Source organism: Sphingomonas sp., from assembly GCF_965227385.1.
GTDB lineage: Bacteria > Pseudomonadota > Alphaproteobacteria > Sphingomonadales > Sphingomonadaceae > Sphingomonas.
Genome location: NZ_OZ245750.1, coordinates 940261 through 964973 on the forward strand (window position 1 = coordinate 940261; position 24713 = coordinate 964973).

Consider the following 24713-nt stretch of genomic DNA (forward strand, 5'->3'; position numbering starts at 1 on the left):
AACAGCTACTTGCCGATGCAGAACCGCCCGAACAAGGCGTCGAGCATCGCCTCCACATCCGCAGCGCCCGTAATGCGGTGGAAAGCACGCAGCGCAGCGCGTAGCTCCTCTGCCGCGAGCAGCAACTCATTCTGGGCGGCGGCGGCGCGCAGCGCAACGGCAGCGCGCTCGGCCAGCGCACGCTGGCGGATGTTGAACGCAACGCTGTCCGGAGCCGGGAGCAAGACGGTCGAAAGCCCGGCGACCGCTTGCCACAGCGCCTCGACCCCCTGCCCCGTTTCGGCCGACACGGCGAGGCGGCCGGCGGTCCCCGCATCGCGCCCCGGTGCGTCGGCGCGAGGATGGATGAGCAGATGTGGCACCTTCGCCAGCTCGGCCGGCAATGGGGCGTCGTCAAGCCAGAGGATGAGGTCGGCGCTCTCAATGGCCGACCGGGCGCGTGCGATGCCGATCTCTTCGACAATATCGGCCGGCGCCGCGTGAAGCCCTGCAGTGTCCGTGAGCAGATAGGCGATGCCGTCGCGCATCACCGGCACCTCGATCCGGTCTCGCGTCGTGCCTGCCAGCGGCGACACGATCGCTGCCTCACGTCCGGCCAGCGCGTTGAGCAGGGTGGACTTGCCGGCATTGGGCGCCCCCGCCAGCACGATGCGGATGCCGTCGCGGATGCGCTCAACCGGCGGCTGCGCGATAGTGGCTTCGATTTCCGCGGCCAGCGCGACCGCGTCGTGTCGAACGGTGGCAAGGATATCGCCCTCCTCCCCCGCGACGTCATCCTCGTCGCCATGATCGAGCATCGCCTCGACCAGCGCCGACAGCCGAAGCGTGCGCGTGGCCCATGTCTCGATCCGGGACCGGACACCGCCTTCCGCTGCACGCAGGGCGGTCCGACGCTGCATTTCGGTTTCCGCCGCGAGCAGGTCGCCAAGGCCCTCAGCCTCGGTCAGGTCGATGCGGCCATGGATCAGCGCGCGACGGGTGAACTCGCCAGGCTCGGCGCCGCGGAGCCCCGGTACCACCGCGAGCGCTGCCTCGACCGCACGCACCACGGCGCGACCGCCATGAAGGTGGAGTTCGGCAAGATCTTCGCCCGTCGCAGTCGCGGGCCCCGGGAAAACGAGCACCAGGGCGCGGTCGAGTGGCTCACCAGCATGACGCAGGGTCCGCAGCGACGCGCGACGCGGTGGCGGCAGGTCGCCGGCGAGTGTCGTGACGGCAGCAAATGCATGCGGCCCGGAAATGCGGATAACCGCGATGCCGGCGGGCACTGCCCCGCTCGACAACGCAAAGATCGTGTCGGTCACTCGCCCCCGCTGCGCTTGCCCATGTCGAACATGCCGCGCCAGAAATTCATCCCGGCCTCACCCATCGGGGTCCAGCTCTTCATCATATTCTCGAGCAGCTCGGGATTGACCCCGCCCTTGTCGATCGAATCGAGCATCATCTGGATGTACCGGTCATGGACCGGCGTGAAATCGGGGAGGCCCATGGCGCGGCGTGCCTCTTCAGGGGTGCAGTCGACCTCGACATTGATCTTCATTCGCTCTTCTCCGCTTGAGCCAACGGCATCCCCTGCCCTACGCTCACGCCATGTATGCGCGCGACCATGCCCTGATCGCAACGCCCATCGGCCTCATGCGGGTCGAGGGTGACGAAACAGCGGTTTTGCGCGTCGTGATCAGCGCGGACGGACCCGCCGCAAACGGCTCTGCCACACCGGTCCGCGCTGCGGCGGAGCAGCTGCTGGCCTATTTCGCCGGCGATCTCAAAAAGTTCGACCTTCCGCTCCCTCTGCTTGGGTCGCCGCGCGGACGGGCGTTGCGCGACGGACTGATCGCGCTCGGATACGGCGAGATCGCAAGCTATGGCGAACTTGCACGGCGGCTCCAGTCGGGACCGCGCGCCATTGGCCAGTTATGCGCGCGCAATCCCCTGCCCGTCATCATCCCATGCCACAGGGTGACCGCTGCCGGCGGCGCGCTGGGGAGCTATTCGGCGGGCGATGGCCCCGCCACCAAGCAATGGCTGCTCGACCACGAGCAGCGCCACAGCTGAACAAGGAGCGTATCATGGCGAGTATCGAAATTCAGGCAATCGACGGCAGCGGCAGCTTTGCCGCCTATCGCGCTGATCCCGCAGGCACGCCGCGCGGTGCGATCGTGGTGATCCAGGAAATCTTCGGCGTGAATGAGGGCATCCGGCGCAAATGCGATCATTTCGCGTCGCTCGGCTATGTCGCGTTCGCGCCGGACCTGTTCTGGCGGCTGCAGCCCGGGATCGAGCTGGATCCCGATGTCGAGGCCGAGTTCAAGCAGGCGCTCGACTGGATGGGCAAGTTCGACCAGGACAAGGGCGTTGCCGATATCGAGGCGACGATCCGCGCGGCGCGGGATGCGAGCGGCGGCAAGGTCGGGGTCACCGGCTATTGCCTGGGCGGGCGGCTCGCCTTCATGACCGCGGCGCGGACCGATAGCGACGCGAGCGTCGGCTATTATGCGGTGGGCGTCGACGGGTTGCTGGGCGAGAAGCACGCAATCGCCAACCCGCTGCTGCTGCATATCGCCGGAGAGGACGGGTTCGTTCCCGCTGCGACGCAGAAGGCGATGCATGAGGGGTTGGATGATCACCCCAAAGTGACGCTGTACGACTATCCCGGCGAGGATCATGGCTTTGCCACCGAGATGGGCATGCGCCGGTCCGAGGCGGCGGCGCAGCTGGCGGACAGCCGGACCGAAGCCTTTTTCGCCGAACATATCGGCTGAAACCAAAAAGGGCGGCGATCCTCTCGGACGCCGCCCTTTTCGTTTCTAGGTCAGTCGCTTAGCGGAACAGCTGCAGCAGACCGATCTCCTGGTCGGTGATGCCGGTGTAGATCATCGAACCGGCGACATAGACGATCACCAGCAGACCGATCCACGCGATCCAGCGATAGCGTTCGATATATTTGGCGATGATGTTCGCCGCGACGCCCATCAGTGCGACCGCGATGACCAGGCCGACCATCAGGATGCCCGGATGGTCGCGCGCCGCACCGGCGACGGCGAGGACGTTGTCGAGGCTCATCGACACGTCTGCGACCGCGACGGCCCAGGCGGCGCTGGCAAAGCTCTTTGCCGGCTTCATTCCCGAATGTTCGTCGCCCGCAATCTCCGGCGATCCGGCGCTTTCGCCGCCATGGCCGATTTCGCGCCACATCTTCCACGCCACCCACAGCAGCAGGACGCCGCCGGCGAAGACGAGGCCGATCACCTGCAGCAGCTGAGTCACCACCAGCGCAAAGCCGATGCGCAGCACCAGCGCGGCGACGATGCCGATCAGGATGACCTTCTTGCGCTGATCCGCGGGCAGGCCCGCGGCGAGCGCGCCGATGACGATCGCGTTGTCGCCCGCAAGGACGATGTCGATCAGAATGACCTGGCCGAATGCCAGCCAGGCGGACCCGCTGCCCGAGAACAGGCCAGCGAAGTCGGCGACGATATGGCCCCAAATTTCCTGCATGTGCGGCTAAACCCCCTGGCCGTTTATTGGTTCATGCTGTCGAAGAAATCTTCGTTGGTCTTCGAATCCTTCATCTTGTCGAGCAGGAACTCCATCGCATCGGTCGTGCCCATCTGCATGAGGATGCGGCGGAGCACCCACATCTTCGACAGGGTCGCCTTGTCGAGCAGCAGCTCTTCCTTGCGAGTCCCGCTCTTGCCGACGTCGAGCGCCGGGAAGATGCGCTTGTCCGCAACCTTGCGGTCGAGAACGATTTCGGAGTTACCGGTGCCCTTGAACTCTTCGAAGATGACTTCATCCATGCGGCTGCCGGTGTCGATCAGCGCGGTGGCGATGATCGAGAGCGACCCGCCTTCCTCGATGTTGCGCGCGGCGCCGAAGAAGCGCTTCGGACGCTGCAGCGCGTTGGCGTCGACACCGCCGGTCAGCACCTTGCCCGAGCTGGGGACGACGGTGTTGTAGGCGCGGCCGAGGCGGGTGATCGAGTCGAGCAGGATGACGACATCCTTCTTGTGCTCGACCAGGCGCTTGGCCTTCTCGATCACCATTTCGGCGACCTGGACGTGGCGCGTGGCGGGTTCGTCGAAGGTCGAGCTGACCACCTCGCCCTTCACGCTGCGCTGCATGTCGGTAACTTCCTCGGGCCGCTCGTCGATCAGCAGGACGAGCAGGAACACCTCGGGGTGGTTGTCGGTGATCGCCTTGGCGATGTTCTGGAGCATCACCGTCTTACCGACGCGCGGCGGCGCGACGATCAGCGTGCGCTGACCCTTGCCCTGCGGCGAGACGATATCGATGACGCGCGCGCTCTTGTCCTTCTGCGTCGGATCGGCGGGATCGAGCTTGAGCTTCTGATCCGGGTAGAGCGGGGTCAGGTTATCGAAGTTGACGCGGTGACGGACGGCGTCCGGATCGTCGAAATTGACGCTGACCAGCTTGGTCAGGGCGAAATAGCGCTCGCCATCCTTGGGCGCGCGGATCTCGCCTTCGACGGTATCGCCGGTGCGCAGGCCAAATTTGCGGACCTGGTTGGGCGAGACATAGATGTCGTCGGGGCCGGCAAGGTAGTTGGCCTGGGGGCTGCGCAGGAAGCCGAAGCCGTCCTGGAGCACCTCGATCGTGCCCTCGCCCATGATCAGCTCGCCATTTTCGGCCTGGGCCTTGAGGATGGCGAACATCAGGTCCTGCTTGCGCAGCGTCGACGCGCTTTCGACACCGAGTTCCTCGGCCATCGACACCAGCTCGGCGGGCGCAGTTTTCTTCAAATCTTTCAAGTGCATGGGAGAAGTCCGTCTGGCGATCGCTACAAGGTTTTCGGGCGTTTGGACGCGCGGATTGCGATGGCTTGAGGAAAAAGGGAGGGTCGCCGGGCCGCCGCCAGAACGACGACGCGACCCAAGCGGATTAGGATTCGACCTGTGCCAAGTCAACCCGTCAGGCTGACGTCAGACTGACAGACTGACAGAAACACACGGGTTTGCGGCGAAGCGGGCGGGTTCGCGACCGGTTCCGGGCGGGGAGGCGACCGCGAGGCGACACCGGCGCGACGCCGGCAAGACATCCAGTCACCATGCGCGCGCCATGGACGCTACACCGAGCGGCGGCCTGGCTACGGCCACGTAACACCGCGCGGCAGCACGGCGATAGGTTCGCGCCATCACGTGACAGGGTTCGATCGTTCAAAGAGCGGCACCCGAGGGTGCGCTTCGAACGGAACAGGAAAAATCCAACATTACAAGCGTGTTGGAGCGGTCAGAAGGGCCGTACCACCGCGAGGACCACGATCAGCGCGACGAAGATCGCGGGGATTTCATTGGCCATGCGCAGCTCTTTGGAAGTCAGCGACCCCTGCCCGACCGCGAGCTTTCTGGCATAGGCGACAGCCCAGCCATGATAGCCCGACAGCAGCACGACCAGCAGCAGCTTGGCGTGGAGCCAGCCCAGGCCCGACCCGCCCTCGAACAGGCCGAGATTGATCGCGAGCGCCAGACCCAGCACCCAGACGATCACCAGCGACGGGGTGAGGATCACGCGGCGCAGCTTCGCCTCCCGCTCCGCCCATGCCTTGGCCTGGACCGGATCGCCGAGCGATTCCTGATGATGGACCAGATAGCGCGGCAGGATGAACAGGCCCGCCATCCAGAAGATCACGAAGATGACATGGGCTGCCTTCACCCACAGCCAGGCGAAGCTCAGAAATCCGGTCATGATGCTGTCCCCCTGACGATGCCGATCAGCTGTTCGACATGGGCGATCGGCGTGTCCTGTTGAATGCCATGGCCCAGGTTGAAGATATGGGGGCGGTCGCGCAGGGCATCAACCACGCGGGTGACGGCGGCTTGAAGCTCGGCGCCGCCCGCGATCAGCGCGAGCGGGTCGAGATTGCCCTGAACCGGCATGCCGGCGGGGAGTTCGCGATGCGCCCAGGCCGGATCGACGGTTTCGTCGAGGCCGATCGCGTCGACCCCGGTTTCGCGGGCATAGGCGGCGAGCTTGCCCCCCGCGCCCTTGGGGAAACCGATGATCTTTGCGTTGGGGCAGCGTTCGCGCAGCCCAGCGACGATCGCGGCGTTGGGGGCGATGACCCAGCGTTCGAACTGCGCCGGCGAAAGCGATCCGGCCCAGCTGTCGAACAGCTGCACCGCCTCTACCCCCGCTGCGATCTGCTTGCCCAGATAGTCGATGGTCATGGCGACGATCGCGTCGATGATCGCCTGAAACGCCGCTGGGTCGGCATAGGCCATGCGGCGCGTCTCGCTCTGGTCGCGGCTGCCCTGTCCGGCGACCATGTACGTGGCGTTGGTCCAGGGACTTCCTGCAAAGCCCAGAAACGTCACCTCGGGCGGCAAGGCGGCGGCGACGCGGGTCACGGTGCCATAGACCGGGTCGAGCCGCTGTGGGGCCGCTGTGAGGCTTTCCAGCGCAGTATCGACGAGCTTGGGCGCCAGGCGCGGCCCCTCCCCCGCCTCGAACCACAGATCCTGGCCGAGTGCGTGGGGGACGACGAGAATGTCGGAGAACAGGATCGCGCCATCGAAGCCAAAGCGGCGGATCGGCTGGAGCGTGACCTCGGCCGCGGCGTCGCTGTCGTTGACCAGCTCGAGGAACCCGCCCTTCTCCGCCCGGAGTGCGCGATATTCGGGGAGGTAGCGACCGGCCTGACGCATGAGCCACATCGGCGGGGCATCGACGCGTTCCCCTGACAGCACTCGGAGCAGTTTTTTCGGAGTCACAGGGCGGTCCGTCTCTCAACAAAAATAAGAAGAAGAATCTAATAAGGATGTAGTTGTTTGTTGGTGCGTGGAAGCTGGGGCTTAGGCGTTCGTCCCCATTCTGCCAACAGATTGACGGCGCGCAGGCGCGGGATTCCGCCGCGATTCGATTCCGTTATCCCCATTATCCACAGGCTGTGCACCGGATCGCGTCGCTGTGGGCGCGGTTGTGGACGAATGACCCGGAGCGTGGACAGAGTCCCCCGCTTGGCGGGTCCGGCGCGTTGCGCTAGCGATTTCCCCCATGTTTTCCACAGAACTGTCCAGACAGGCGATTTTCAGGTGAAACTGCACCTGCATCTGCTCTCCGATTCCACCGGCGAGACGCTGGAGAATATCGCGAAGGCGGCGCTCGCGCAGTTCGACGATGTCGAGGTGCTGCGCCATTTCTGGCCGATGGTGCGCAGCGAAACGCATCTCGAGCGGATCCTCGCGGAGATCGCGCAGAACCCCGGGCTGGTGATCTTCACATTGGTGAACCCCGAGATCCGCCGCCAGCTGGAGACGCGGTGCCGCGCGATCGGCCTGCCCGCGGTCGCGCCGCTCGACCCGGTCAACCATGCCCTTTCCAACCTGCTGGGGCAGGAGATGAAGGCGCGGCCAGGGCGGCAGCATATGCTCGACGCCGCCTATTTCGCGCGGGTCGATGCGATCCAGTTCACCATCGCGCATGACGATGGCGTCAATTGGGAGAATTGGGAGGAGGCCGACATCGTGCTGGCCGGGGTGTCGCGCACGTCGAAGACGCCGACGTCGATCTACCTGGCCAATCGCGGGCTCAAGGTCGCCAATATCCCGATCGTGCCGCAATCGCCGCCGCCCGACCTGCTCTACCGCCTCAAGAACCCGATGGTGGTCGGGCTGACCACCAGCCCCGAGCGGTTGATCCAGGTGCGGCGAAACCGGCTGCTCGCGCTCAACCAGCAGGACGAGACCAGCTATGTCGAGCAGGAAGCGGTGCAGAAGGAGGTCGCCTATGCCCGGCGCATGTTTGCCGACAATGGCTGGCCGGTGATCGACGTGACGCGGCGATCGATCGAGGAAACGGCGGCGGCGATCATCACCATGTGCAACGAACGCGCGACCGCAGCGGCGCGCCATCCGGATTCCATGGCATGATCGTACTGGCATCCACCAGCGCGTCGCGGCGGGCGATGCTGAATGCAGCCGGCGTGGCGCATGAGGCATTGCCGGCGCATGTCGACGAGGATGCGGTCAAGGCGGGGCTCGGAGAAGTCGCGCCGCGCGACTTGGCCGATGCGCTGGCCGAGATGAAGGCGATCAAGATCAGCCAGCGCGTGCCGGGCACATTGGTGCTGGGCGGGGATTCGGTCGTGGCGATCGAGGACGGGACGCTGCTCGACAAGCCGGTCGACCGCGCCGATGCCGAACGCCATCTGAAGCTGTTGTCGGGCAAGCGCCACGATCTCTACAGCGCGGCGGTGATTGCGGAGAATGGCCGCGCCGTGTGGCGGCACGTCGACCGTGCGCGGTTATGGGTGCGGCCGCTGTCGGACGCGTTCATCGCCGAATATCTCGATGCGGAATGGCCGGCGATATCGGGCTGTGTCGGCTGCTACCGGGTCGAGGGGCCGGGGGTGCAGCTGTTCAGCCGGATCGAGGGCAGCCACTATACGATCCTGGGGATGCCGTTGCTCAACATCCTCGATTATCTGCGGACCAGAGGCCAGTTGACGTCATGACCATTCCCCATGCCCCCCCTCATGCAGAAGTGATCGGCGACCCGATCGCACAGTCCAAGTCGCCGCTGATCCATGGCTTTTGGATCGACAAGCTCGGGATCGACGCGCGCTATGAGAAGACGCTGGTGACGCCAGAGGGGCTGGGTGCGTTCTTCGCATCGCGGCGCGATGATCCCGACTGGCGCGGGTGCAACATCACCGCGCCGCACAAGGTGGCGGCGCTCGACCATGTGCCCGATCCGGGCGGGGTGCGCGACAGCATCGGTGCGATCAATACGGTGTTTCGCGGTGCGGACGGGGCGCTGATCGGGACCAATACCGATGCCGCGGGATTCTATGCGCCCATCGCTGAGTTCGACCTGGAAGGCGCGCCGGTCGCGGTGGTCGGCGCGGGCGGCGCGGCGCGGGCGATCCTGTTCGCGCTGGCGCGGGCGGGGGTCGGTCCGGTGACGATCCTCAACCGGTCGCCGCTGAAGGCGATGGGGCTGCTCGCGACCTTCGGCCTCAAGGGTGATGTGGTGGCGCTCGATGCGCCGATCCCGCCGGTGGCGCTGCTGGTCAATGCCAGTTCGCTGGGGATGGTGGGGCATCCGCCACTCGACCTCGACCTGTCCAACCTGCCCGAGGATGCGCTGGTCTATGACGCGGTCTATGCGCCGCTGGAGACCGGGTTGCTGGCGGCGGCGCGGGCGCGCGGGCTGGAGACGGTCGACGGGCTGGAGATGCTGATCGGGCAGGCGGCGCTGGCGTTCGAGCTGTTCTTTGGCAAGGCGGCGCCGCGCGAACATGATGCGGAATTGCGGACGCTGCTGCTGAAATGAGCCTCGTCCTCGGCCTCACCGGTTCGATCGGCATGGGCAAGTCCACCGTCGCGGCGATGTTTGCCGAGGCGGGGGTGCCGGTGTTCGATGCGGATGCCGAGGTGCACCGGCTGCAGGGGCCCGGCGGCGCGCTGGTGGCGCAGATCGAGGCGGAGTTTCCCGATACGACGACCGAGCTGGGGGTCGACCGGACTTTGCTGGGCGAGGCGGTGTTCGGCAATCCTGAGGCATTCAAGCGGCTGGAGGGGATCGTCCATCCCGCCGTCGCGCATGCCCGCAACGCATTTCTGAAGGCCAATGCCGACAAGCCGCTGGTGCTGCTGGACGTGCCGTTGCTGTTCGAGGCCGGGGGGTGGCGGCAGGTGGAGAAGATCGTCGTGGTATCCGCCCCGGCGGAGGTGCAGCGAGCGCGCGTGCTGGCCCGGCCGGGGATGACGGTCGAGCGATTCGAGTCGATCCTGGCGCGGCAGATGCCGGACGCCGAGAAGCGCGCGCGGGCGGATTTCGTCATCGATACCGGCACCACCAAAGAGGCGACGCGCGCCGAAGTTGCGGCGGTCATCGCTTGCCTCACGGACCAAAGGGGCGGATAAGCAGGGCATGCGCGAAATCGTGTTCGACACCGAAACAACCGGCCTGAGCTACAGCGCCGGGCACCGGCTGGTAGAGATCGGCTGCGTCGAGCTGATCAACCGCGTGCCGACCGGCCGGCATTTCCACCGCTACCTCAACCCCGATCGCGACATGCCGGTCGAGGCGTTCGCGGTGCACGGCCTGTCGGAGGCGTTCCTGGCCGACAAGCCGCGCTTTCACGAGGTTTGCGACGAGCTGATCGAGTTTCTGGGCGACAGTCCCCTGATCGCGCACAATGCGATGTTCGACTTCGGCTTCATGAATGGCGAGCTGGGCGCGTGCGGGCGCGCGATGCTTCCGGTCGACCGCATCGTCGACACGCTCCAGATCGCGCGGACCAAGCATCCGGGCGCCAAGCACACGCTCGATGCGCTGTGCGTGCGCTATGGCGTCGATCTGTCGGCGCGCGAGCTGCACGGGGCGTTGCTCGACGCGCAGCTGCTGGCGCAGGTATTCATCGAACTGACCGGCGGGCGGCAGATCGCGCTGGGGCTGGCGGTGGGTGAATCTACCGGGCCCGACCGGATCACCGTCGCTTCGGCTAAGAGCAATATACGCCCGGCGCGCATTTTTACGCCGAGCGCAGAGGAACTGGCGCGCCATTCGGCGTTTATGGCCGGGTTCGAGGACCCTGTCTGGGGAACGGCGGCGTCCGGTTGACGCTGTCGCCCTCCATTCCTAGGTGCTCCTCTAGTTTAGGAGGACGATATGGATATCCGCGTTTCTGGTCATCAGGTAGACACGGGCGAAGCACTGCGCCAGCACGTGGACGACCGGCTGCAGGGTATCGCCGAGAAGTATTTCGCCCGCGCCATTTCGGCGCAGGTGACGTTCGGCAAGGGTCCGCATGACCATGGTTTTACCTGCGACATCGTTGCGCATGTGATGCAGGGGCTGGTGCTCAAGGGGTCGCATTCGGCCCCGTCCGAGGCGCATCTTGCGTTCGACGGCGCCGCCGACAAGATCGAGAAGCAGCTGCGCCGCTACATGCGCCGCCTGAAGGACCGCAATAACGGCCAGCAGCAGGCGATGATGGCCGATTTCGACGCGGGTTATACCGTGTTCCAGATCGAGGACGAGGAAGAGGTCGCGGACGCGCCCGCGATCATCGCGGAAACCCGCGTCGACGTGCCCGACGCCAGCGTTTCGGACGCGGTGATGATGCTGGACCTGCGCAACACCAACGCGCTGCTGTTCAAGAATACCGGCACCGGCACCTACAACATGGTCTATCGCCGCACCGACGGCACGATCGGCTGGGTCGAACCCAACCGGGCGGCCTGACCCAGCACGATGCATGACCTGCATGATCTGGTGACGCCCGAGACGGTCGTCTCGGGCGTAGCGGTCGGCAGCACGAAGAAGCTCTTCGCGCTGCTCGCCGATGTCGCGTCGCGGGTCTATGGCCTCGACGCGACCCTCGTCGCCGCGCAACTGGCCGCGCGCGAGAAGCTCGGCACGACCGGCTTTGGTGGCGGGATCGCGATCCCGCATGGCCGGATCGAGGGGCTGGACGCGGTGCGCGGGGTGATGATGCGGCTCGACAAGCCGGTGGACTTCGGGGCGGTGGATGACAGTCCGGTCGACCTGGTGTTCATGCTGCTTTCGCCGGCGACTGCGGGTGCGGACCATCTCAAGGCGCTGGCGCGGGTATCGCGGCGGCTGCGCGACCGCGGATTCACCGCCAAGCTGCGCGGGGCGGGATCGGCGGACGCCATCTATGCGCTGCTGGCGGGAACCGAAGCGCGTGACGCCGCTGCCTGACGCGACCCCGGCGGTCGGCGCGGCGGCACATCACCGCGCGCTCGAAGCGCTCTATGCCGCCGCGCCGATCAACCAGCTGTTCGAATCCCGGCTGGAGATTGCGCAGGCGGGGGTGGCGCGGATCCACTTCACCATCGACGAACGCCATTTCCATGCCGGCGGCGCGGCGCATGGGACAAGCTATTTCAAGATGCTCGACGATGCCGCCTTTTATGCGGCGAACAGCCTGGTGACCGACCGGTTCCTGCTGACCACCGCGTTCAACCTGCTGTTCACCCGGCCATTGGGGCCGGGGCCGGTGACCGCTGAGGGGCGCTGGGTCAGCGGCCAGCGGCGGGTGTTCGTCGCCGAGGCGCGGTTGATCGACGCCTCGGGCGAGGAGACGGCGCGCGGGACCGGCACCTTCATGAAATCGCGCATCGCGCTGGCCGGACTGCCCGGCTATCGCACGGTGCCGTGAGCGCGCGGCTCGCCAGCGGGCTGATCGTCAACGCGCTGATCCGCCGCGTCAACGGCGCGGGGGGCAGCGCGATGGTGCTGGCCAAGGGCCATGCCGAGGCGGGGGCAATCCTGATCCTGGCACTCGAACGCGGCGAAAATCCGCGGTTCTTCGAGCGTGGAATCGGACCCGACGGCCAGTCGGCGCTGCTGCCCAGCGGGCCATCGGCGTTCGCGGATGGTGGTGCGGTGAGCGATTACTGGCAACGGCGCCGCAGCCGCGACCCCGACCTGTGGGTCCTCGAACTGGATATCGCGGCGGCAGAACGGTTCGCCGCTGAAACGATCATCGGTGGTTGACGCACCGCAACAATGTCGGCAGGGGCGCGCGACGATTTAATCGCGTTGTGCCGTCGGGGTCAGAGGCCGGTGGTTACGCAGTCGGGGGGCAAGCCCGATCGGTCCGTGCATCATGCACCTCGAGAGACACGGTCGCGCACCAACCGCACAGTATCGAAGTTGAATGACCTTCTCGTTCCGGGCTGCGATCGTCGCCGCCACGACCCTCACCTTTGCCGCAGGCATCGGTGCAACGGCCCCCGGCGTCGCCGGAGAGGCCGAAAAGACCCCGGTTCAGGCAATTAACGAAGCCGCAGCCGAACAGGTTCCCACGATGGGCGAATCGCTTGCCGCGCTCGACGCCGACGATGCCGCCATCACCCAGGACTCCGAATCCGACTCCGCCGCCTATGCGACGCTGGCCGCAGCGGTCGCCGCACAGGACGCGGTCGCCGAAGACGCCGAGCTCAACTGCCTCGCGATCGGCGTCTATTATGAATCGAAGGGCGAACCGCTCGAGGGCCAGCTCGCGGTCGCGGAGGTGATCCTCAACCGTGCGAAGTCGGGGCGTTTCCCGACATCGGTGTGCGGCGTGCTGACCCAGCGGGGGCAGTTTTCGTTCGTACGCGGCGGCCGCTTGCCGCAGCCGCCGGCCAGCGCGCGTGCATGGAAGACCGCGCTCGCCGTGGCGCAGGTCGCGCGTGACGATGCGTGGGACAGCCGCGTCTCTGACGCGCTGTTCTTCCACGCCCGCTATGTCCAGCCGGGCTGGCGCAAGGCGCGGGTCGGCAGCGTCGGCAACCACATCTTCTATCGGTGAAGCACAGCGGACGGGCTTTCGTTCGTTCGACAAATGTTCTAAAGGCCGGGGATGGTTTCGACACCCTCCCCGGCCTTTTCCGTTGCCGCCGAGTCCGACGCGGCGAGCGCCCCGCTGATCGCCGCCGATGTTACGCGCGGCGTGTGCCGGATGCTGCTGCGCCATGATTGCGTGGCGATGGCGGAGGTCCCGCTGGGCGATGGCCGCCGCGCCGACCTGATGGCGCTCAACCTGCGCGGCGAGATCGTGATCGTCGAGGTCAAGGTGTCGCGCGCCGACCTGATCGGCGACGGCAAATGGACCGATTATCTGGCGCATTGCGACCGTTATTTCTGGGCGGTGCCGGCCGGGTTCGACCTGGCGCCGCTGGAGCGGCCCGATTTCCTGCCCGAGCGTGCCGGCGTGATCGTCGCCGATCGTTATGACGCCGCGATCCTGCGCGAGGCGCGGACCGTGCCGCTGGCCAGCGCGACCCGGCGCAAATGCACGCTGGCCTTTGCCCGCCGCGCCGCGCGCCGGGTGATCACGCTGACTGATCCCGATGCCGATGGGCTGGGGTGGAGCGGTTAGAAGCTCGGGCCGGCGACGGCGCGTTTCTGGACCTTGGGCGCAGTCTTGAGCGCTTCGGCGATCGCCGGCGAGCGGGTGTCGCGCGCGGCATAGTCGCGTGCGCTCATGCCCGCGAGCCGGTCGACCAGATCGGGGTCCGCGCCACTGGCGAGCAGCAGCTGGACCAGCTCGCCGTCACGGCGCTGCACCGCGCGCATCAGCGGGGTTTCCCCGCCATTATTCTGCAGATTGACGTTGCCGCGCTTGGCGATCAGCTCGCGCACGCCATCGGGCCAGCCTGCTGCGACTGCCAGCATCATTGCGGTGTTGCCGTCGCCGTCCTGCAGATTGACGTTGCCGCCCCGCGCCAGGATGAAGCGCAGATAGGGCATGTCGCGGCGTTTGGTGATGATGTGGATCGCCGCCTCGCCATTATCGTCCTTGGCGTTGGCGATGGTCTGGCCGGGGGCGTTGAGATATTCGTTGACCTTGTTGCCGTCCTGCTCACGGACCGCCTTCAGGAACTGGTAGCTGTCGGAAAAGCGCTGGGCGCCGGCCGGAAGCGCGACGCTCAGCAGCGCCGCCGCGAGTACGAGCCGGGACGGAACGGTCAACATGGTCGGAACATACCCCTGAACAACTGCAAGCCTTGCCTAACAGCCCCTATCAGATCATGGGTCGCCTTGTCATGAACAGGATCGCTTTTCTCGCCCTCCCCGCCCTTTTGACTCTCGCCGCCTGTGGCGGCGGTGCCCCGCAGCCCAAGTCGCTGGCCGATGCGCCCTTGGCGGGTGCGTCGATCGGCGGACCGTTCACGCTGGTCAATGGTGACGGCAAGACCGTCACCGAGAAGGATTTCGCCGGCAAATACCGGATCATGTATTTCGGCTATACCTTCTGCCCCGATGTCTGCCCGGTCGATGTGCAGAATATCGGTGGTGCGATGAAGCGGCTGGACCAGCAGAACCCCGAGCTGGCGGCAAAGATCGTTCCCGTCTTCGTGTCGATCGATCCCGCGCGCGACACGCCCGCCGTGGTCAAGGAATTCACCGCAGCATTCCACCCGCGCATGGTCGGCCTGACCGGCAGCGCGGCGCAGGTCGATGCCGCGGCCAAGGTCTATCGCGTCCCCTATGCCAAGCGCGAGACGCCGACCGGATATCTGATGGATCATGGGCGCCAGGCATATCTGATGGGCCCCAATGGCGAACCGATCGCGCTGTTGCCGCAGGAACAGAGCCCCGACGCGATCGTCGCGGAAATCACGCGGTGGATCGGCTGACCCGCTTCTGGGAAATGCCGCTCGCCCGGCTCGACCGCGCGCAGTGGGAGGCGCTGTGCGACGGGTGCGGCAAATGCTGTCTGCACAAGATCGAGGATGCCGATACCGGCGACCTCTATGCCACCAACGTCGCGTGCCGCTTGCTCGACCGCGATCAGGGGCGGTGCAGCGATTACCGCCACCGTCACGCCTATGTCGCCGAATGCGTGCGGCTGAATGCCGGCAATGTCGACGACATCCCGTGGCTGCCGATGACCTGTGCCTATCGGCTGCGTGCCGCCGGGGAGCCGCTGCCCGAGTGGCATTATCTGATCAGCGGGAGCCGTGAGAGCGTGCATGAGGCGGGTGAATCGACCCGTGGCTGGACGATTTCGGAGGATGTCGCTGGCGACCTCGAACATCATATGGTCGACCGTATCCTGTGAGCCATGAGATCCAGGTCGTGCGCCATCCGCGCGCCCGGACGATGCGCCTGTCGGTCGATCAGGCGACCGGAGCGGTCCGGCTGACCATTCCGCCGCGCGCGCCCGCCGGACCCGCGCTGCGCTGGGCCGAGGGACAGCAGGAGTGGATCGCGCGAGCGCTGGCCAATCGCGCGGCGCCGACGCCGTTCGAGCCGGGCGCGACGATCCTGTATCTGGGCGAAGAAGTGGGCCTTGGCTGGGACAGCGGCTTTCCGCGCACGCCGCTGATCGACGATGGCCAGATCATCGCGGGCGGGCCGCGCGAGGGGTTCGAGCGGCGGATCGAGCTGTGGCTGCGCAAGCGGGCGCTGGAGACGCTGAGTGCCGAGACGGCGGAATATGCCGCGCTGTCGGGGGTCAAGGTCAGCAAGGTCGCGATCGGCGATCCCAAGGGGCGCTGGGGCAGCTGTGCGTCATCGGGCGTGATCCGCTATAACTGGCGGCTGATCCTCGCCCCGCCAGCGGTGCGGCGGGCGACGGTGGCGCATGAAGTGGCGCATCGCACGCATATGAACCACAGCCCGGCATTCCATGCGCTGGTCCGCAGCCTGTATGGCCGCGATCCGAAGCCGGAACGCGCATGGCTGCGCGCCAACGCGATGCGGCTTCACTCGTTCGGACGGTCGTCCTGAGGGGCGCGTAGCGGCTCACGCTGCGGCGCTTGCTGCTGCGGGGGGCGGTCGGCGGGGTCGCGGCGCGGGGCCGGTTGCGGGTCGCGCGGGGCGTCGCGTCCGGTCATGCGGTCAAGCCAGTCCTGGCTGATCGCGCCTTCATCGCCGGGCGCGGGCTCGCCCTCGATCGGCTCCTCGTCGCGCGCGACCGGATTGCCGTCCTGATCGACGAACACGCCGTTGTCGGCCTCACCCCAGGCTTCCTGATCGGGTTCGAGCTGCCATTCGGGCAGGGTGACCTGGGTGTCGAATTCCTCGACCGGACGATTGGCGACCGCGACGCGCATAAAATTGGCGAAGGCGCGAGCCGGCGCGGTGCCGCCCTGCAAGCCGCCGACCCGCTTGGCATCGTCGCGACCCATCCAGACGCCGGTGGTGAGGCCGGAGGAAAAGCCGAGGAACCAGCCATCCTTGTTCGACGTGGTCGTGCCGGTCTTGCCCGCGACCGGGCGGCCGATCTGGGCGGCGCGGCCGGTGCCGGTGTTGACCGCCGTCTGGAGCAGGTCGGTCATCTGCGCGGCGACATAGGGGGCGACCAGCACGCGCGAGGTATCGACTTCATGCTGATAGATCACTGCGCCGTTCGCGGTGACGCGGGTGATGGCATAGGGGGTGACCGCCACGCCCTTTTGCCCGACCGAGGCGAAGGCGCGGGTCATGTCGATCAGGCGGACGTTGGAGGTGCCGAGCACCATCGCCGGCTGGGTATTGATCGGCGTCGTGACGCCAAAGCGCCGTGCCATGTCGGCAACGGTCCCGAATCCGGTTTCCTGCCCCAGCTTCGCCGCGACGGTGTTGATCGAATAGGCAAAGGCCGAGCGCAGCGTCATCTCGCCGCTGAACCGGCCGCTATTGTTGCGCGGGCTCCAGCCGTTGATCGTCACCGGCTCGTCCACCACGCGATCCTCGACCTTGTGGCCTGCCTCGAGCGCGGCGAGATAGACGAACAGCTTGAACGCCGAACCCGGCTGGCGCGTCGCCTGGGACGCGCGGTTGTAGATCGACGACACATAATCGCGCCCGCCGACCATCGCGCGCACCGCGCCGTCGCGGTCGAGGCTGACCAGTGCGCCCTGCGCCCCCTTGGGGGTATTCGCCTGAATCGCCTGGGTCGCGGCATTCTGCATCTTGAGGTCGATCGTGGTCCACACGTCGAGCGGGGCGACGGTTTCGTCGATCAGCACTTCGAGCTGGGGCAGCGCCCAGTCGGTGAAATAGCGCACGCTGTTCTGCTTGGGCGCGGCGGCGAGCTTGACCTCTGCCGGGCTGGCGGCGGCGGCCTGCGCCGCGGTCAGCGCCCCGGTTTCGACCATCACGTCGAGCACGACGCTGGCACGGCCGATCGCGGCCTGGGCATCGGCGGTGGGCGAGTAGCGCGACGGCGCCTTGACCAGCCCTGCGATCACCGCCGCTTCGGATAGCGTCAGGTTGGTCGCGGGGTGACCGAAAAAGGTGCGCGATGCGGCGTCGATGCCATAGGCGCCGCCGCCGAAATACACCTTGTTCAGGTACAGCTCGAGGATCTGGTCCTTGGTGAACTTTCGCTCCAGCGCGAGCGCCAGGATCATCTCGCGGAATTTGCGGCCGACATCGTACTTGTTCGACAGGAAGATGGTGCGAGCGACCTGTTGCGTGATCGTCGATGCGCCCTGAAGCCGGCGGCCGGTGCCGCGATTGTCGATCGCGAATTTGGTGATGCGGGCGAGCGCGACGGGATCGACGCCCCAGTGCGAGCGGAAGCGGCGATCCTCGATCGCGACCATCGCGTCGCGCATCGATTCCGGGATCTTGTCATATTCGATCCACTCGCCGTAGCTCGGCCCGAGCGACACGATCACCGTGCCGTCGGCGGCATGGACGCGGATCATCTGGCCATTGGGCGAGGATTTCAGCTCCTCATAGCTCGGCAGCGACGACTTGGCGGTGTAGACCGCGATGAGCAGCGCGATGAACGCGGCGAGCCCCGTCAGCGCAATGCCGCCCCCCACCCACAGGAGGATGCGACGCGCCTTGGGCGAGAGCATTGGTTTACGGGTGGCCATGGGACGCTGTGTGACGATTTACGGGTGAACCGCAGCTGTCACAAGCAAATCATGCGTCGCGCGATGCCGCTCGGGGCCGAAATTCCAGCGCCACCGAATTGATGCAATAGCGCAGACCCGTCGGCGGCGGGCCGTCGGGGAAAACATGGCCCTGATGGCCGTCGCAGCGGGCGCAGCGTACCTCGATGCGCGTCATGCCATGGCTGGTGTCGCGATGCTCGCTGATATGGTCGGGCGCGACCGGGCGGGTGAAGCTGGGCCAGCCCGAGCCCGAATCATATTTGTCGTCGCTGTCGAACAGCTCCAGATGGCACCCCGCGCAGCGATAGATGCCGTCCGCCTTGTTATCCGACAACGCGCCAGAAAAAGCGCGCTCGGTCCCGGCTTCGCGGAGCACATGATATTGTTGCGGAGTGAGACGCTGACGCCACTCCGACTCTGACAGGTTTAGCTGATCCATGACGCAGATGTGTGGTGCGCGACGCCTTCCGTCAATCCGCGGGCGCGTCCTTCCACGCCCACCACAATTGCGCCGGGGGGACGTTCCACCATTCCATCGCATGGTCGATGCGCGGAAAATGGGGGGTGAGGAAATTGCGGACATTGGGATTGAACTGATAGACCAGGAACTGGCCGCCGGGGCGCAGCGCCCGATGCGTGGCCGCCGCGATCTCTTCCCCCACGCCAGGCGGCAGGGTCGAAAAGGGCAGGCCCGACAGAACGTAATCGGCATGGTCCGCGCCATGATCGGCGACGATCGTGTTCACGTCGGCGGCCGAGCCATGAATCGCCGAGAAGCGGGGATCGACGATGGTCCGGCGCAAATAGGCGACGAAGTCGGCATTGGTGTCGATCGCGATATATTTCGCATCGGGGCCGAGCCGGTCGAGGATCGCGCGGCAGAAGGTGCCGACGCCCGGCCCATATTCCACGAACACCTTGCAATTGTCCCAGTCGACCGGGCCAAGCATCTTGCGGATCAGCTTCCCCGAGGAGGGGATGATCGATCCGACCATCACCGGATGCTTGAAAAACCCCTGGAGAAACAGAGCCTGCGGCGACAGCGGGCGCGAAGCCTTGCGCTTCGCGCGGGCGATCGTGGTCGAACCGGTCATCAATCATCCTCAATCGGTGTCGCGCATCTGTAGGACAGTTGCCACCGTCCTGTCATCATCGACGTGGCGCATTAACGTCGATCCTGCCGCAGCGGTTGCGCCAGGGCGGGAAACGTTTCATCCTGAAACCCATGGATAATCCGCGCACAGGCCCGCGCAGCGGGCAGATCGCCGTGATCTTCGTCTCGCAGCGGACCGGCGAGGATGCAGCGGACTATGGTGCCGCTGCCGACGCGATGGCGGAGTTGGCGGCGACGCAGCCGGGCTATGCCGGCGTCGACAGCGTCCGCGATGCCCAGGGCCTGGGCATCACCATCAGCTATTGGACCGACGACGCCAGCGCGATCGCGTGGCGCGACCATCCCGAACATGCGCGGATTCGCGACCTGGGTCGGGCGCGCTGGTATGACTGGTACACGCTGGAGGTGACCCGGGTCGAGCGCGGCTATCGCTGGAGCCGCGCATGACATCGCCCCGGGTCGATCGCACCTTTGCCATCCTGTTCTCCGTGATGTTCGTGATTGCGGCCGGAAATACCGCGCTGCAATCGGTGCTGCCTGCGCTCGGCCGCTCGCTCGGCGTGCCCGACAGCGCGGTGGCGGCGGCATTTTCGGTATCGGCTTTGCTGTGGACATTGGTCGCGCCGTTCTGGGCCAACCGGTCGGATCGCTATGGGCGGCGCAAGATGGTGCTGCTGGGGCAGGTGGGGCTGACCGCGTCCCTGTTCTTCTGCGGCCTGTTTCTTGCCGCCGGGATCAATGGCTGGATCGCGCCGGTGACCGCCTTTGCCTTCTTCGTCGCGGCGCGGATGCTGTATGGTGGCTTCGGATCGGCGGCGCCGCCCGCGATCCAGGCAATCGTCGCATCGCGCACCAGCCGGGACCAGCGGACCAAGGCGCTGACCCTGCTCGGCTCCGCCTTCGGCCTTGGCACGATCCTGGGTCCGGCGATCGCGCCCTATCTGGTCCTGGGCGACCTGTGGCGCGGCGGGCCGACAATCGGTCTTGCCGGGCCGGCGCTGATCTTCAGCATCGTCGCGCTGGCGATGCTGTTCGCGGTCGCCCGGCTGCTGCCGCGCGACGTCGATGAGAGCATCAGCCATGGCGCGGCGTCGAGCTATCCGTCGATCGGTGGGCAGGCGAGCGGGGCGAGCGTTACCGCGGCGACCGCGGCGAAGATCGAACCGATCGGCTTCCTCGACCCGCGGGTGCGCGCGTGGATGATCTGCGGCCTCGTCCTGGGCCATGCGCAGGCCATGGCGGGGCAGGTGATCGGGTTTCTGATCATCGACCGGCTGGGCGTCGCGCCGCTGGAGGCGATCGAGGCGACGGGGCTGGTGCTGATGATGGGGGCGGGGTCGGCGCTGCTGGTGCAATGGGGGATCATCCCGCTGCTGGGCCTCAACCCGCGCCAGTTGATGCTGATCGGATTGAGTTTGAGCGCGGTCGGGTGCCTGGCGACCGGGACGGCGACCTCGCTGTACGGCATTGCGACGGCCTATGCGCTGACAACGATGGGCTTCGGCTTCTCGCGCCCCGGTTTCACGGCGGGATCGTCGCTGGCGGTGCCGCAGGGGGCGCAGGGGTCGGTGGCGGGGAAGGTCACGTCGATCAACGGCGCGGCGTTCATCCTTGGTCCGTCGATCGGCGTCGCACTCTATGGTGGATGGCGGCCGCTCCCCTATCTGGTCGCGGCCGCCGCCCTGGCAGTGCTGGTCGTCTATGGCTGGTTCAGTCTTCGGACGAGCGAGTCCGCCCCTGAAGCATCCCCGGAGCGATAAAGCCGATCGGGTTCAGCGCGACCGCGTCCTGCTTCATCTTCGCGACGATCTGCTCATATTCCCGCTCCATTTCCGACGTCACGGTGGCGCGCGAATCGGCGAGCGCCGTTTCGAAATGCGCCATCGTCACCTGGGTCGCGGGCGGACGTTCGCGCAGCGCGGCAAGGCCAGCGCGCCGGGCTACATCCTCCAGATCCGCGCCGGTAAAGCGCTCCGCCCGCGCCGCGATCGACGCAAGGTCGACATCGTCGGCGAGCGGCATCTTCTGCGTCTGGATCTTGAGGATCCGTTCGCGACCCGCCGCATCGGGCACGCCGACATAGATCAGCTCGTCAAGCCGCCCCGGACGCATCAGCGCCGGGTCGATCAGGTTCGGGCGGTTGGTCGCGCCGATCACGACAACCGACTGCAGCTCCTCCAGCCCGTCCATCTCGGCGAGGATGGTGTTGACCACCCGCTCGGTCACCTGTGGCTCGCCCATCCCCGACCCGCGTGCGGGGACGAGGCTGTCGAGCTCATCGATGAAGATGACGCAGGGCGCGACCTGGCGGGCGCGGGCGAATAGCCGGGCGATCTGCTGCTCGCTCTCGCCATACCATTTGGACAGGAGGTCACTCGACTTGGTGGCGATGAAATTCGCCTCCGCTTCGCGTGCCACCGCCTTTGCGAGCAACGTCTTACCGGTGCCGGGCGGCCCGTAGAGCAGGAAGCCCTTGGCCGGGCGGATGCCGAGGCGGCGGAACGCGTCGGGATCGCGCATCGGCAGCTCGACGCCTTCCTTGAGGCGCATCTGCGCATCGTCGAGGCCGCCGACATCCTCCCATTTGATGTTCGGCTTTTGCACCATCACCTCGCGCATCGCGCTCGGCTGGACGCGCTTCAGCGCCTCGACAAAATCCTCGCGCGTGACGGCGAGGGTTTCGAGGACGTCCGAGGGCACAGTCTTTTCGCTGAGGTTGAGGCGCGGCATGATGCGGCGCACCGCCTCGATCGCCGCTTCGCGGGCGAGCGCCGCGATGTCGGCCCCGACAAAGCCGAAGGTGGTGCGGGCCAGCTCGTCGAGATCGACGCGTTCCTCGATCGGCATGCCGCGCGTGTGGATGCCGAGGATCTCGCGGCGACCACGCTCGTCGGGGACGCCGACGATGATCTCGCGGTCGAAGCGGCCGGGTCGGCGCAGCGCTTCGTCGATCGCCTCGGGCCGGTTGGTCGCGGCGATGACGACGATGTTGGCGCGGGCCTCCAGCCCGTCCATCAGCGTCAGCAGCTGGGCGACGAGGCGCTTTTCGGCCTCGCCCGACACCTGGCCGCGCTTGGGCGCGATCGAATCGATCTCGTCGATGAACACGATCGACGGGGCGTTCTTCGAGGCTTCCTCGAACACGTCGCGCAGCCGCTTTTCCGATTCGCCATAGGCCGATCCCATGATCTCGGGACCATTGATCAGGAAGAATTGCGCGTCGGATTCGTTGGCGACGGCGCGGGCAAGCCGCGTCTTGCCGGTGCCGGGCGGCCCATGGAGCAGCACGCCCTTGGGCGGATCGACGCCCAGACGCTGGAACAGTTCGGGGTAGCGCAGCGGCAGTTCGACCATCTCACGCAGCTGGTCGATCGTCGCGGCCATGCCGCCGATATCGTCATAGGTTACGTCAGCGCGGCGCAGTTCGCGGGCTTCCTCGAACTCGTTGCGCAGCTCGATCTCGGTCTCGGCGTCGATATGGACGATGCCGCGCGGGACGGCCGAGACGACGGTCAGGCGAATCTCCTGCAGCGCATAAGCGGGCGCGCGCAGGTGCTGGAGCACATTGGGCGGCATGTCCGACACGCGCTGCTGCCCAACGGTGGAAATCGTGTCCCCCTGGCAGAGCGGGCGACCGAGAAAGGTGCGGCGCAGCGCGTCGCCGGAACCCTCGAGGCGCAGGTCGCGGCGCGCGGGGGCGAAGACCACGCGAGTCGCTGGGCGCGACTCGGCCTTGCGCACCTCGATGAAATCGCCCGAACCGACGCCGGCGTTGGCGCGCTGAAGCCCGTCGATGCGCAGCAGCTCCAGCCCTTCATCCTCGGGATAGGGGTAGACGGCGCGCGCGGGGGTGGTGCGCTTGCCGATGATCTCGACCACGTCGCCCTGTTGCAGGCCGAGCGCGTCCATCATCGCGCGCGGCAGATGCGCGAGGCCGCGACCGCTGTCCTCGGGTCGTGAATTGGCGACCTGCAGCTTGCGCGTGTCTGATTCGGTATCGGCCATCGGCTCTCCTTTCGCCCGTCGGGGGGTGACGCGCAGATAGGCAGCCGGTTCCATCTCGCCTAGGTTGTGGGTCGTTCCACAGGCGATTCGGGCAAAAAAATGGGCCGGTCCGAAGACCAGCCCTTTGAAAGGTTTAGGAGAGGATGCCTGAAAGGCACGTCCTATGTGCAGTGCGGCGAGTTTTTGTGCAAGTGCGAAGAGCGTTCGTTGCGATTGCAGATTCTGCAATCTGTAACATTCGCGGATTACTGCCGATGACAAAGGTGTCATCCGCCGGGCATCCAGGGGAATGAGTTGCAATATGCTACGCTGCACCACAGAAATATAAGATGCGCAGGCTGCCGCCCCTCACCGCCATCGAGGCGTTCGTCCAGGTCGCACGGCTGGGATCGGTCAAGGCCGCGTCGGAGGAACTGGCGCTGTCCTCGCCCGCGCTGAGCCGTCGCGTTCAGGCGCTCGAGCGATTCATCGGCAAACAATTGTTCGAGCGGCGGCATCAGGCGATGAAACTGAATGCGGAGGGCGAGCGGTTGCTCGGCCTGATCGCACCCGCGCTCGACACGATGAGCGACGCGATCGAGAGCATGAACAGCGGGACCGAGGTGCTGCGGCTGCGGCTGGGGACGCCTTCGCTGTTCGCGAGCCAGCGGTTGTTGCCGTACCTCACATCGTTGCGTGCGGTGCATCCGCAGCTTCACCTCGACATCGATACCGGCGGGCATGGCATGTCGCGGCTGGGCGACGGGCTGGACGCGGCGATCGTGCTGGCGCGCGATATCGAGCCCACCCTGTACGGGCGGCGACTCGACCGCAACCGCATCCGCCCGGTGGCGGCGCGGCGACTGGCGCATGGGCCGGAGGCGATCGGGCGACCCGAGGAGCTGGCCGGCTATTCGATCCTGGCGCATCGCGACATGGCCGATAGTTTCGAGATCTGGCGTTCGGCACTGGGCCTGCCCGACCTGGAGCCGGTATCGATCGACCTGTTCGATTCGGGATCGCTGCTGCTGGAGGCGGCGGCGCAGGGGGTGGGAATCGCCTTCATGCTCGATTCGCACCGCATCGACCCCGACGACCCGCGCATCGGGACGCTGTTCGGCGAGCCGAGCGTGAAGAGCCCGTACAGCTACTGGTTCGTCTGCCGCCCCCGCGCGCTGGAGCAGCGGCCGGTGAAGCTGTTCCACGACTGGCTGATCGGGTTGTTCGATATCGAGGGGTGAGGGGGCAAGCGATCGGCGGCCGCTGAGCGGCGCGATGCTTGCCCGTTCCGGCCCGGA

The 24713-nt window shown here is 66.5% G+C and carries 30 protein-coding genes; 19 read left to right on the top strand and 11 right to left on the bottom strand.

Annotation, left to right across the window (positions count from 1 at the left end):
- Positions 1-5 precede the first annotated feature (5 nt).
- Positions 6-1304 carry a tRNA uridine-5-carboxymethylaminomethyl(34) synthesis GTPase MnmE gene (gene mnmE / locus ACO05N_RS04505; RefSeq protein ID WP_422055987.1) on the bottom strand — a complete coding sequence of 433 codons (1299 nt, stop codon included), beginning with the start codon at positions 1302-1304 and terminating at the stop codon, positions 6-8.
- Positions 1301-1540 (bottom strand): DUF6489 family protein, encoded by a 240-nt coding sequence (locus tag ACO05N_RS04510; RefSeq protein ID WP_422055988.1) that lies wholly within the window; start codon positions 1538-1540, stop codon positions 1301-1303. The genes mnmE and ACO05N_RS04510 overlap by 4 nt, the downstream gene beginning before the upstream one ends.
- Positions 1541-1590: 50 nt before the next feature.
- Between ACO05N_RS04510 and ACO05N_RS04515 the strand changes: the two genes are divergently transcribed.
- Both ACO05N_RS04515 and ACO05N_RS04520 read left to right on the top strand, forming a co-directional pair.
- Positions 1591-2055, top strand: coding sequence for a methylated-DNA--[protein]-cysteine S-methyltransferase (locus ACO05N_RS04515; protein WP_422055989.1), 465 nt, complete (start codon positions 1591-1593; stop codon positions 2053-2055).
- A gap of 14 nt (positions 2056-2069) precedes the next feature.
- Positions 2070-2762 (top strand): dienelactone hydrolase family protein, encoded by a 693-nt coding sequence (locus tag ACO05N_RS04520; protein WP_422055990.1) that lies wholly within the window; start codon positions 2070-2072, stop codon positions 2760-2762.
- A gap of 58 nt (positions 2763-2820) precedes the next feature.
- Here ACO05N_RS04520 and ACO05N_RS04525 read toward each other — a convergent pair whose 3' ends face one another.
- From ACO05N_RS04525 to hemE, 4 genes are all read right to left on the bottom strand, one after another.
- Positions 2821-3498 (bottom strand): YjbE family putative metal transport protein, encoded by a 678-nt coding sequence (locus tag ACO05N_RS04525; RefSeq protein WP_422055991.1) that lies wholly within the window; start codon positions 3496-3498, stop codon positions 2821-2823.
- 23 nt (positions 3499-3521) lie between these two features.
- Positions 3522-4778, bottom strand: coding sequence for a transcription termination factor Rho (rho, locus tag ACO05N_RS04530; protein WP_422055992.1), 1257 nt, complete (start codon positions 4776-4778; stop codon positions 3522-3524).
- A 472-nt stretch (positions 4779-5250) separates the two neighbouring features.
- Positions 5251-5706, bottom strand: coding sequence for a CopD family protein (locus ACO05N_RS04535; protein ID WP_422055993.1), 456 nt, complete (start codon positions 5704-5706; stop codon positions 5251-5253).
- Positions 5703-6731, bottom strand: a complete 1029-nt coding sequence (gene hemE, locus ACO05N_RS04540) for a uroporphyrinogen decarboxylase (RefSeq protein ID WP_422055994.1) — start codon at positions 6729-6731, stop codon at positions 5703-5705. The genes ACO05N_RS04535 and hemE overlap by 4 nt, the downstream gene beginning before the upstream one ends.
- Positions 6732-7052: 321 nt before the next feature.
- On the opposite strand from hemE, the gene ACO05N_RS04545 reads away from it, so the two are divergent.
- From ACO05N_RS04545 to ACO05N_RS04595, 11 genes are all read left to right on the top strand, one after another.
- A complete protein-coding gene (locus ACO05N_RS04545; RefSeq protein ID WP_422055995.1) occupies positions 7053-7889 on the top strand; it encodes a pyruvate, water dikinase regulatory protein in 837 nt (278 codons plus the stop codon).
- Positions 7886-8473, top strand: a complete 588-nt coding sequence (locus ACO05N_RS04550) for a Maf family protein (RefSeq protein WP_422055996.1) — start codon at positions 7886-7888, stop codon at positions 8471-8473. Before ACO05N_RS04545 ends, ACO05N_RS04550 begins: the two co-directional genes overlap by 4 nt.
- Positions 8470-9294, top strand: coding sequence for a shikimate dehydrogenase family protein (locus tag ACO05N_RS04555; RefSeq protein ID WP_422055997.1), 825 nt, complete (start codon positions 8470-8472; stop codon positions 9292-9294). Before ACO05N_RS04550 ends, ACO05N_RS04555 begins: the two co-directional genes overlap by 4 nt.
- Positions 9291-9887: a dephospho-CoA kinase gene (gene coaE, locus ACO05N_RS04560; RefSeq protein WP_422055998.1), complete on the top strand. Its 597-nt coding sequence runs from the start codon at positions 9291-9293 to the stop codon at positions 9885-9887. Before ACO05N_RS04555 ends, coaE begins: the two co-directional genes overlap by 4 nt.
- Positions 9888-9894: 7 nt before the next feature.
- Positions 9895-10587 (top strand): DNA polymerase III subunit epsilon, encoded by a 693-nt coding sequence (gene dnaQ / locus ACO05N_RS04565; RefSeq protein ID WP_422055999.1) that lies wholly within the window; start codon positions 9895-9897, stop codon positions 10585-10587.
- A gap of 48 nt (positions 10588-10635) precedes the next feature.
- Entirely contained in the window at positions 10636-11211 is a 576-nt protein-coding gene (gene hpf, locus ACO05N_RS04570) for a ribosome hibernation-promoting factor, HPF/YfiA family (protein ID WP_422056000.1), read from the top strand.
- 9 nt (positions 11212-11220) lie between these two features.
- A complete protein-coding gene (locus ACO05N_RS04575; RefSeq protein ID WP_422056001.1) occupies positions 11221-11691 on the top strand; it encodes a PTS sugar transporter subunit IIA in 471 nt (156 codons plus the stop codon).
- Positions 11648-12151 (top strand): PaaI family thioesterase, encoded by a 504-nt coding sequence (locus ACO05N_RS04580; RefSeq protein ID WP_422056002.1) that lies wholly within the window; start codon positions 11648-11650, stop codon positions 12149-12151. The genes ACO05N_RS04575 and ACO05N_RS04580 overlap by 44 nt, the downstream gene beginning before the upstream one ends.
- Entirely contained in the window at positions 12148-12489 is a 342-nt protein-coding gene (locus ACO05N_RS04585) for a DUF1491 family protein (protein WP_422056003.1), read from the top strand. Before ACO05N_RS04580 ends, ACO05N_RS04585 begins: the two co-directional genes overlap by 4 nt.
- Before the next feature lie 163 nt (positions 12490-12652).
- Complete coding sequence (locus ACO05N_RS04590) at positions 12653-13288, top strand: cell wall hydrolase (protein ID WP_422056004.1); 636 nt, start codon at positions 12653-12655, stop codon at positions 13286-13288.
- Between the two features lie 51 nt (positions 13289-13339).
- Positions 13340-13858, top strand: a complete 519-nt coding sequence (locus ACO05N_RS04595; RefSeq protein ID WP_422056005.1) for an MmcB family DNA repair protein — start codon at positions 13340-13342, stop codon at positions 13856-13858.
- Here the strand turns inward: ACO05N_RS04595 and ACO05N_RS04600 are convergent.
- Positions 13855-14451: an ankyrin repeat domain-containing protein gene (locus ACO05N_RS04600; protein ID WP_422056006.1), complete on the bottom strand. Its 597-nt coding sequence runs from the start codon at positions 14449-14451 to the stop codon at positions 13855-13857. The two genes, ACO05N_RS04595 and ACO05N_RS04600, sit on opposite strands and share 4 nt — an antisense overlap.
- A gap of 74 nt (positions 14452-14525) precedes the next feature.
- Between ACO05N_RS04600 and ACO05N_RS04605 the strand changes: the two genes are divergently transcribed.
- Genes ACO05N_RS04605 through ACO05N_RS04615 form a run of 3 tightly spaced genes read left to right on the top strand, consistent with a single transcriptional unit; the run spans position 14526 to position 16215 of the window.
- Positions 14526-15119 carry an SCO family protein gene (locus ACO05N_RS04605; protein WP_422056007.1) on the top strand — a complete coding sequence of 198 codons (594 nt, stop codon included), beginning with the start codon at positions 14526-14528 and terminating at the stop codon, positions 15117-15119.
- A complete protein-coding gene (locus ACO05N_RS04610) occupies positions 15116-15544 on the top strand; it encodes a YcgN family cysteine cluster protein (protein WP_422058704.1) in 429 nt (142 codons plus the stop codon). Before ACO05N_RS04605 ends, ACO05N_RS04610 begins: the two co-directional genes overlap by 4 nt.
- Positions 15541-16215 carry a M48 family metallopeptidase gene (locus ACO05N_RS04615; protein WP_422056008.1) on the top strand — a complete coding sequence of 225 codons (675 nt, stop codon included), beginning with the start codon at positions 15541-15543 and terminating at the stop codon, positions 16213-16215. Before ACO05N_RS04610 ends, ACO05N_RS04615 begins: the two co-directional genes overlap by 4 nt.
- Here the strand turns inward: ACO05N_RS04615 and ACO05N_RS04620 are convergent.
- From ACO05N_RS04620 to ACO05N_RS04630, 3 genes are read right to left on the bottom strand one after another with little or no spacing between them, the layout of a single operon-like run.
- Positions 16191-18296: a transglycosylase domain-containing protein gene (locus ACO05N_RS04620; RefSeq protein WP_422056009.1), complete on the bottom strand. Its 2106-nt coding sequence runs from the start codon at positions 18294-18296 to the stop codon at positions 16191-16193. The genes ACO05N_RS04615 and ACO05N_RS04620 overlap by 25 nt on opposite strands.
- Positions 18297-18345: 49 nt before the next feature.
- Positions 18346-18756, bottom strand: a complete 411-nt coding sequence (msrB, locus tag ACO05N_RS04625) for a peptide-methionine (R)-S-oxide reductase MsrB (RefSeq protein WP_422056010.1) — start codon at positions 18754-18756, stop codon at positions 18346-18348.
- A gap of 31 nt (positions 18757-18787) precedes the next feature.
- On the bottom strand, positions 18788-19411 hold the full coding sequence (locus tag ACO05N_RS04630; protein WP_422056011.1) for a class I SAM-dependent methyltransferase: 624 nt from the start codon (positions 19409-19411) through the stop codon (positions 18788-18790).
- Positions 19412-19542: 131 nt separating this feature from the next.
- On the opposite strand from ACO05N_RS04630, the gene ACO05N_RS04635 reads away from it, so the two are divergent.
- Positions 19543-19878 carry an antibiotic biosynthesis monooxygenase family protein gene (locus ACO05N_RS04635; protein WP_422056012.1) on the top strand — a complete coding sequence of 112 codons (336 nt, stop codon included), beginning with the start codon at positions 19543-19545 and terminating at the stop codon, positions 19876-19878.
- On the top strand, positions 19875-21191 hold the full coding sequence (locus ACO05N_RS04640; RefSeq protein WP_422056013.1) for an MFS transporter: 1317 nt from the start codon (positions 19875-19877) through the stop codon (positions 21189-21191). The genes ACO05N_RS04635 and ACO05N_RS04640 overlap by 4 nt, the downstream gene beginning before the upstream one ends.
- Here the strand turns inward: ACO05N_RS04640 and ACO05N_RS04645 are convergent.
- On the bottom strand, positions 21142-23436 hold the full coding sequence (locus ACO05N_RS04645) for a CDC48 family AAA ATPase (RefSeq protein ID WP_422056015.1): 2295 nt from the start codon (positions 23434-23436) through the stop codon (positions 21142-21144). The two genes, ACO05N_RS04640 and ACO05N_RS04645, sit on opposite strands and share 50 nt — an antisense overlap.
- A gap of 329 nt (positions 23437-23765) precedes the next feature.
- Here ACO05N_RS04645 and ACO05N_RS04650 point away from each other — a divergent pair, with 329 nt between their 5' ends.
- Positions 23766-24656 carry a LysR substrate-binding domain-containing protein gene (locus ACO05N_RS04650; RefSeq protein WP_422056016.1) on the top strand — a complete coding sequence of 297 codons (891 nt, stop codon included), beginning with the start codon at positions 23766-23768 and terminating at the stop codon, positions 24654-24656.
- Positions 24657-24713: the final 57 nt, after the last annotated feature.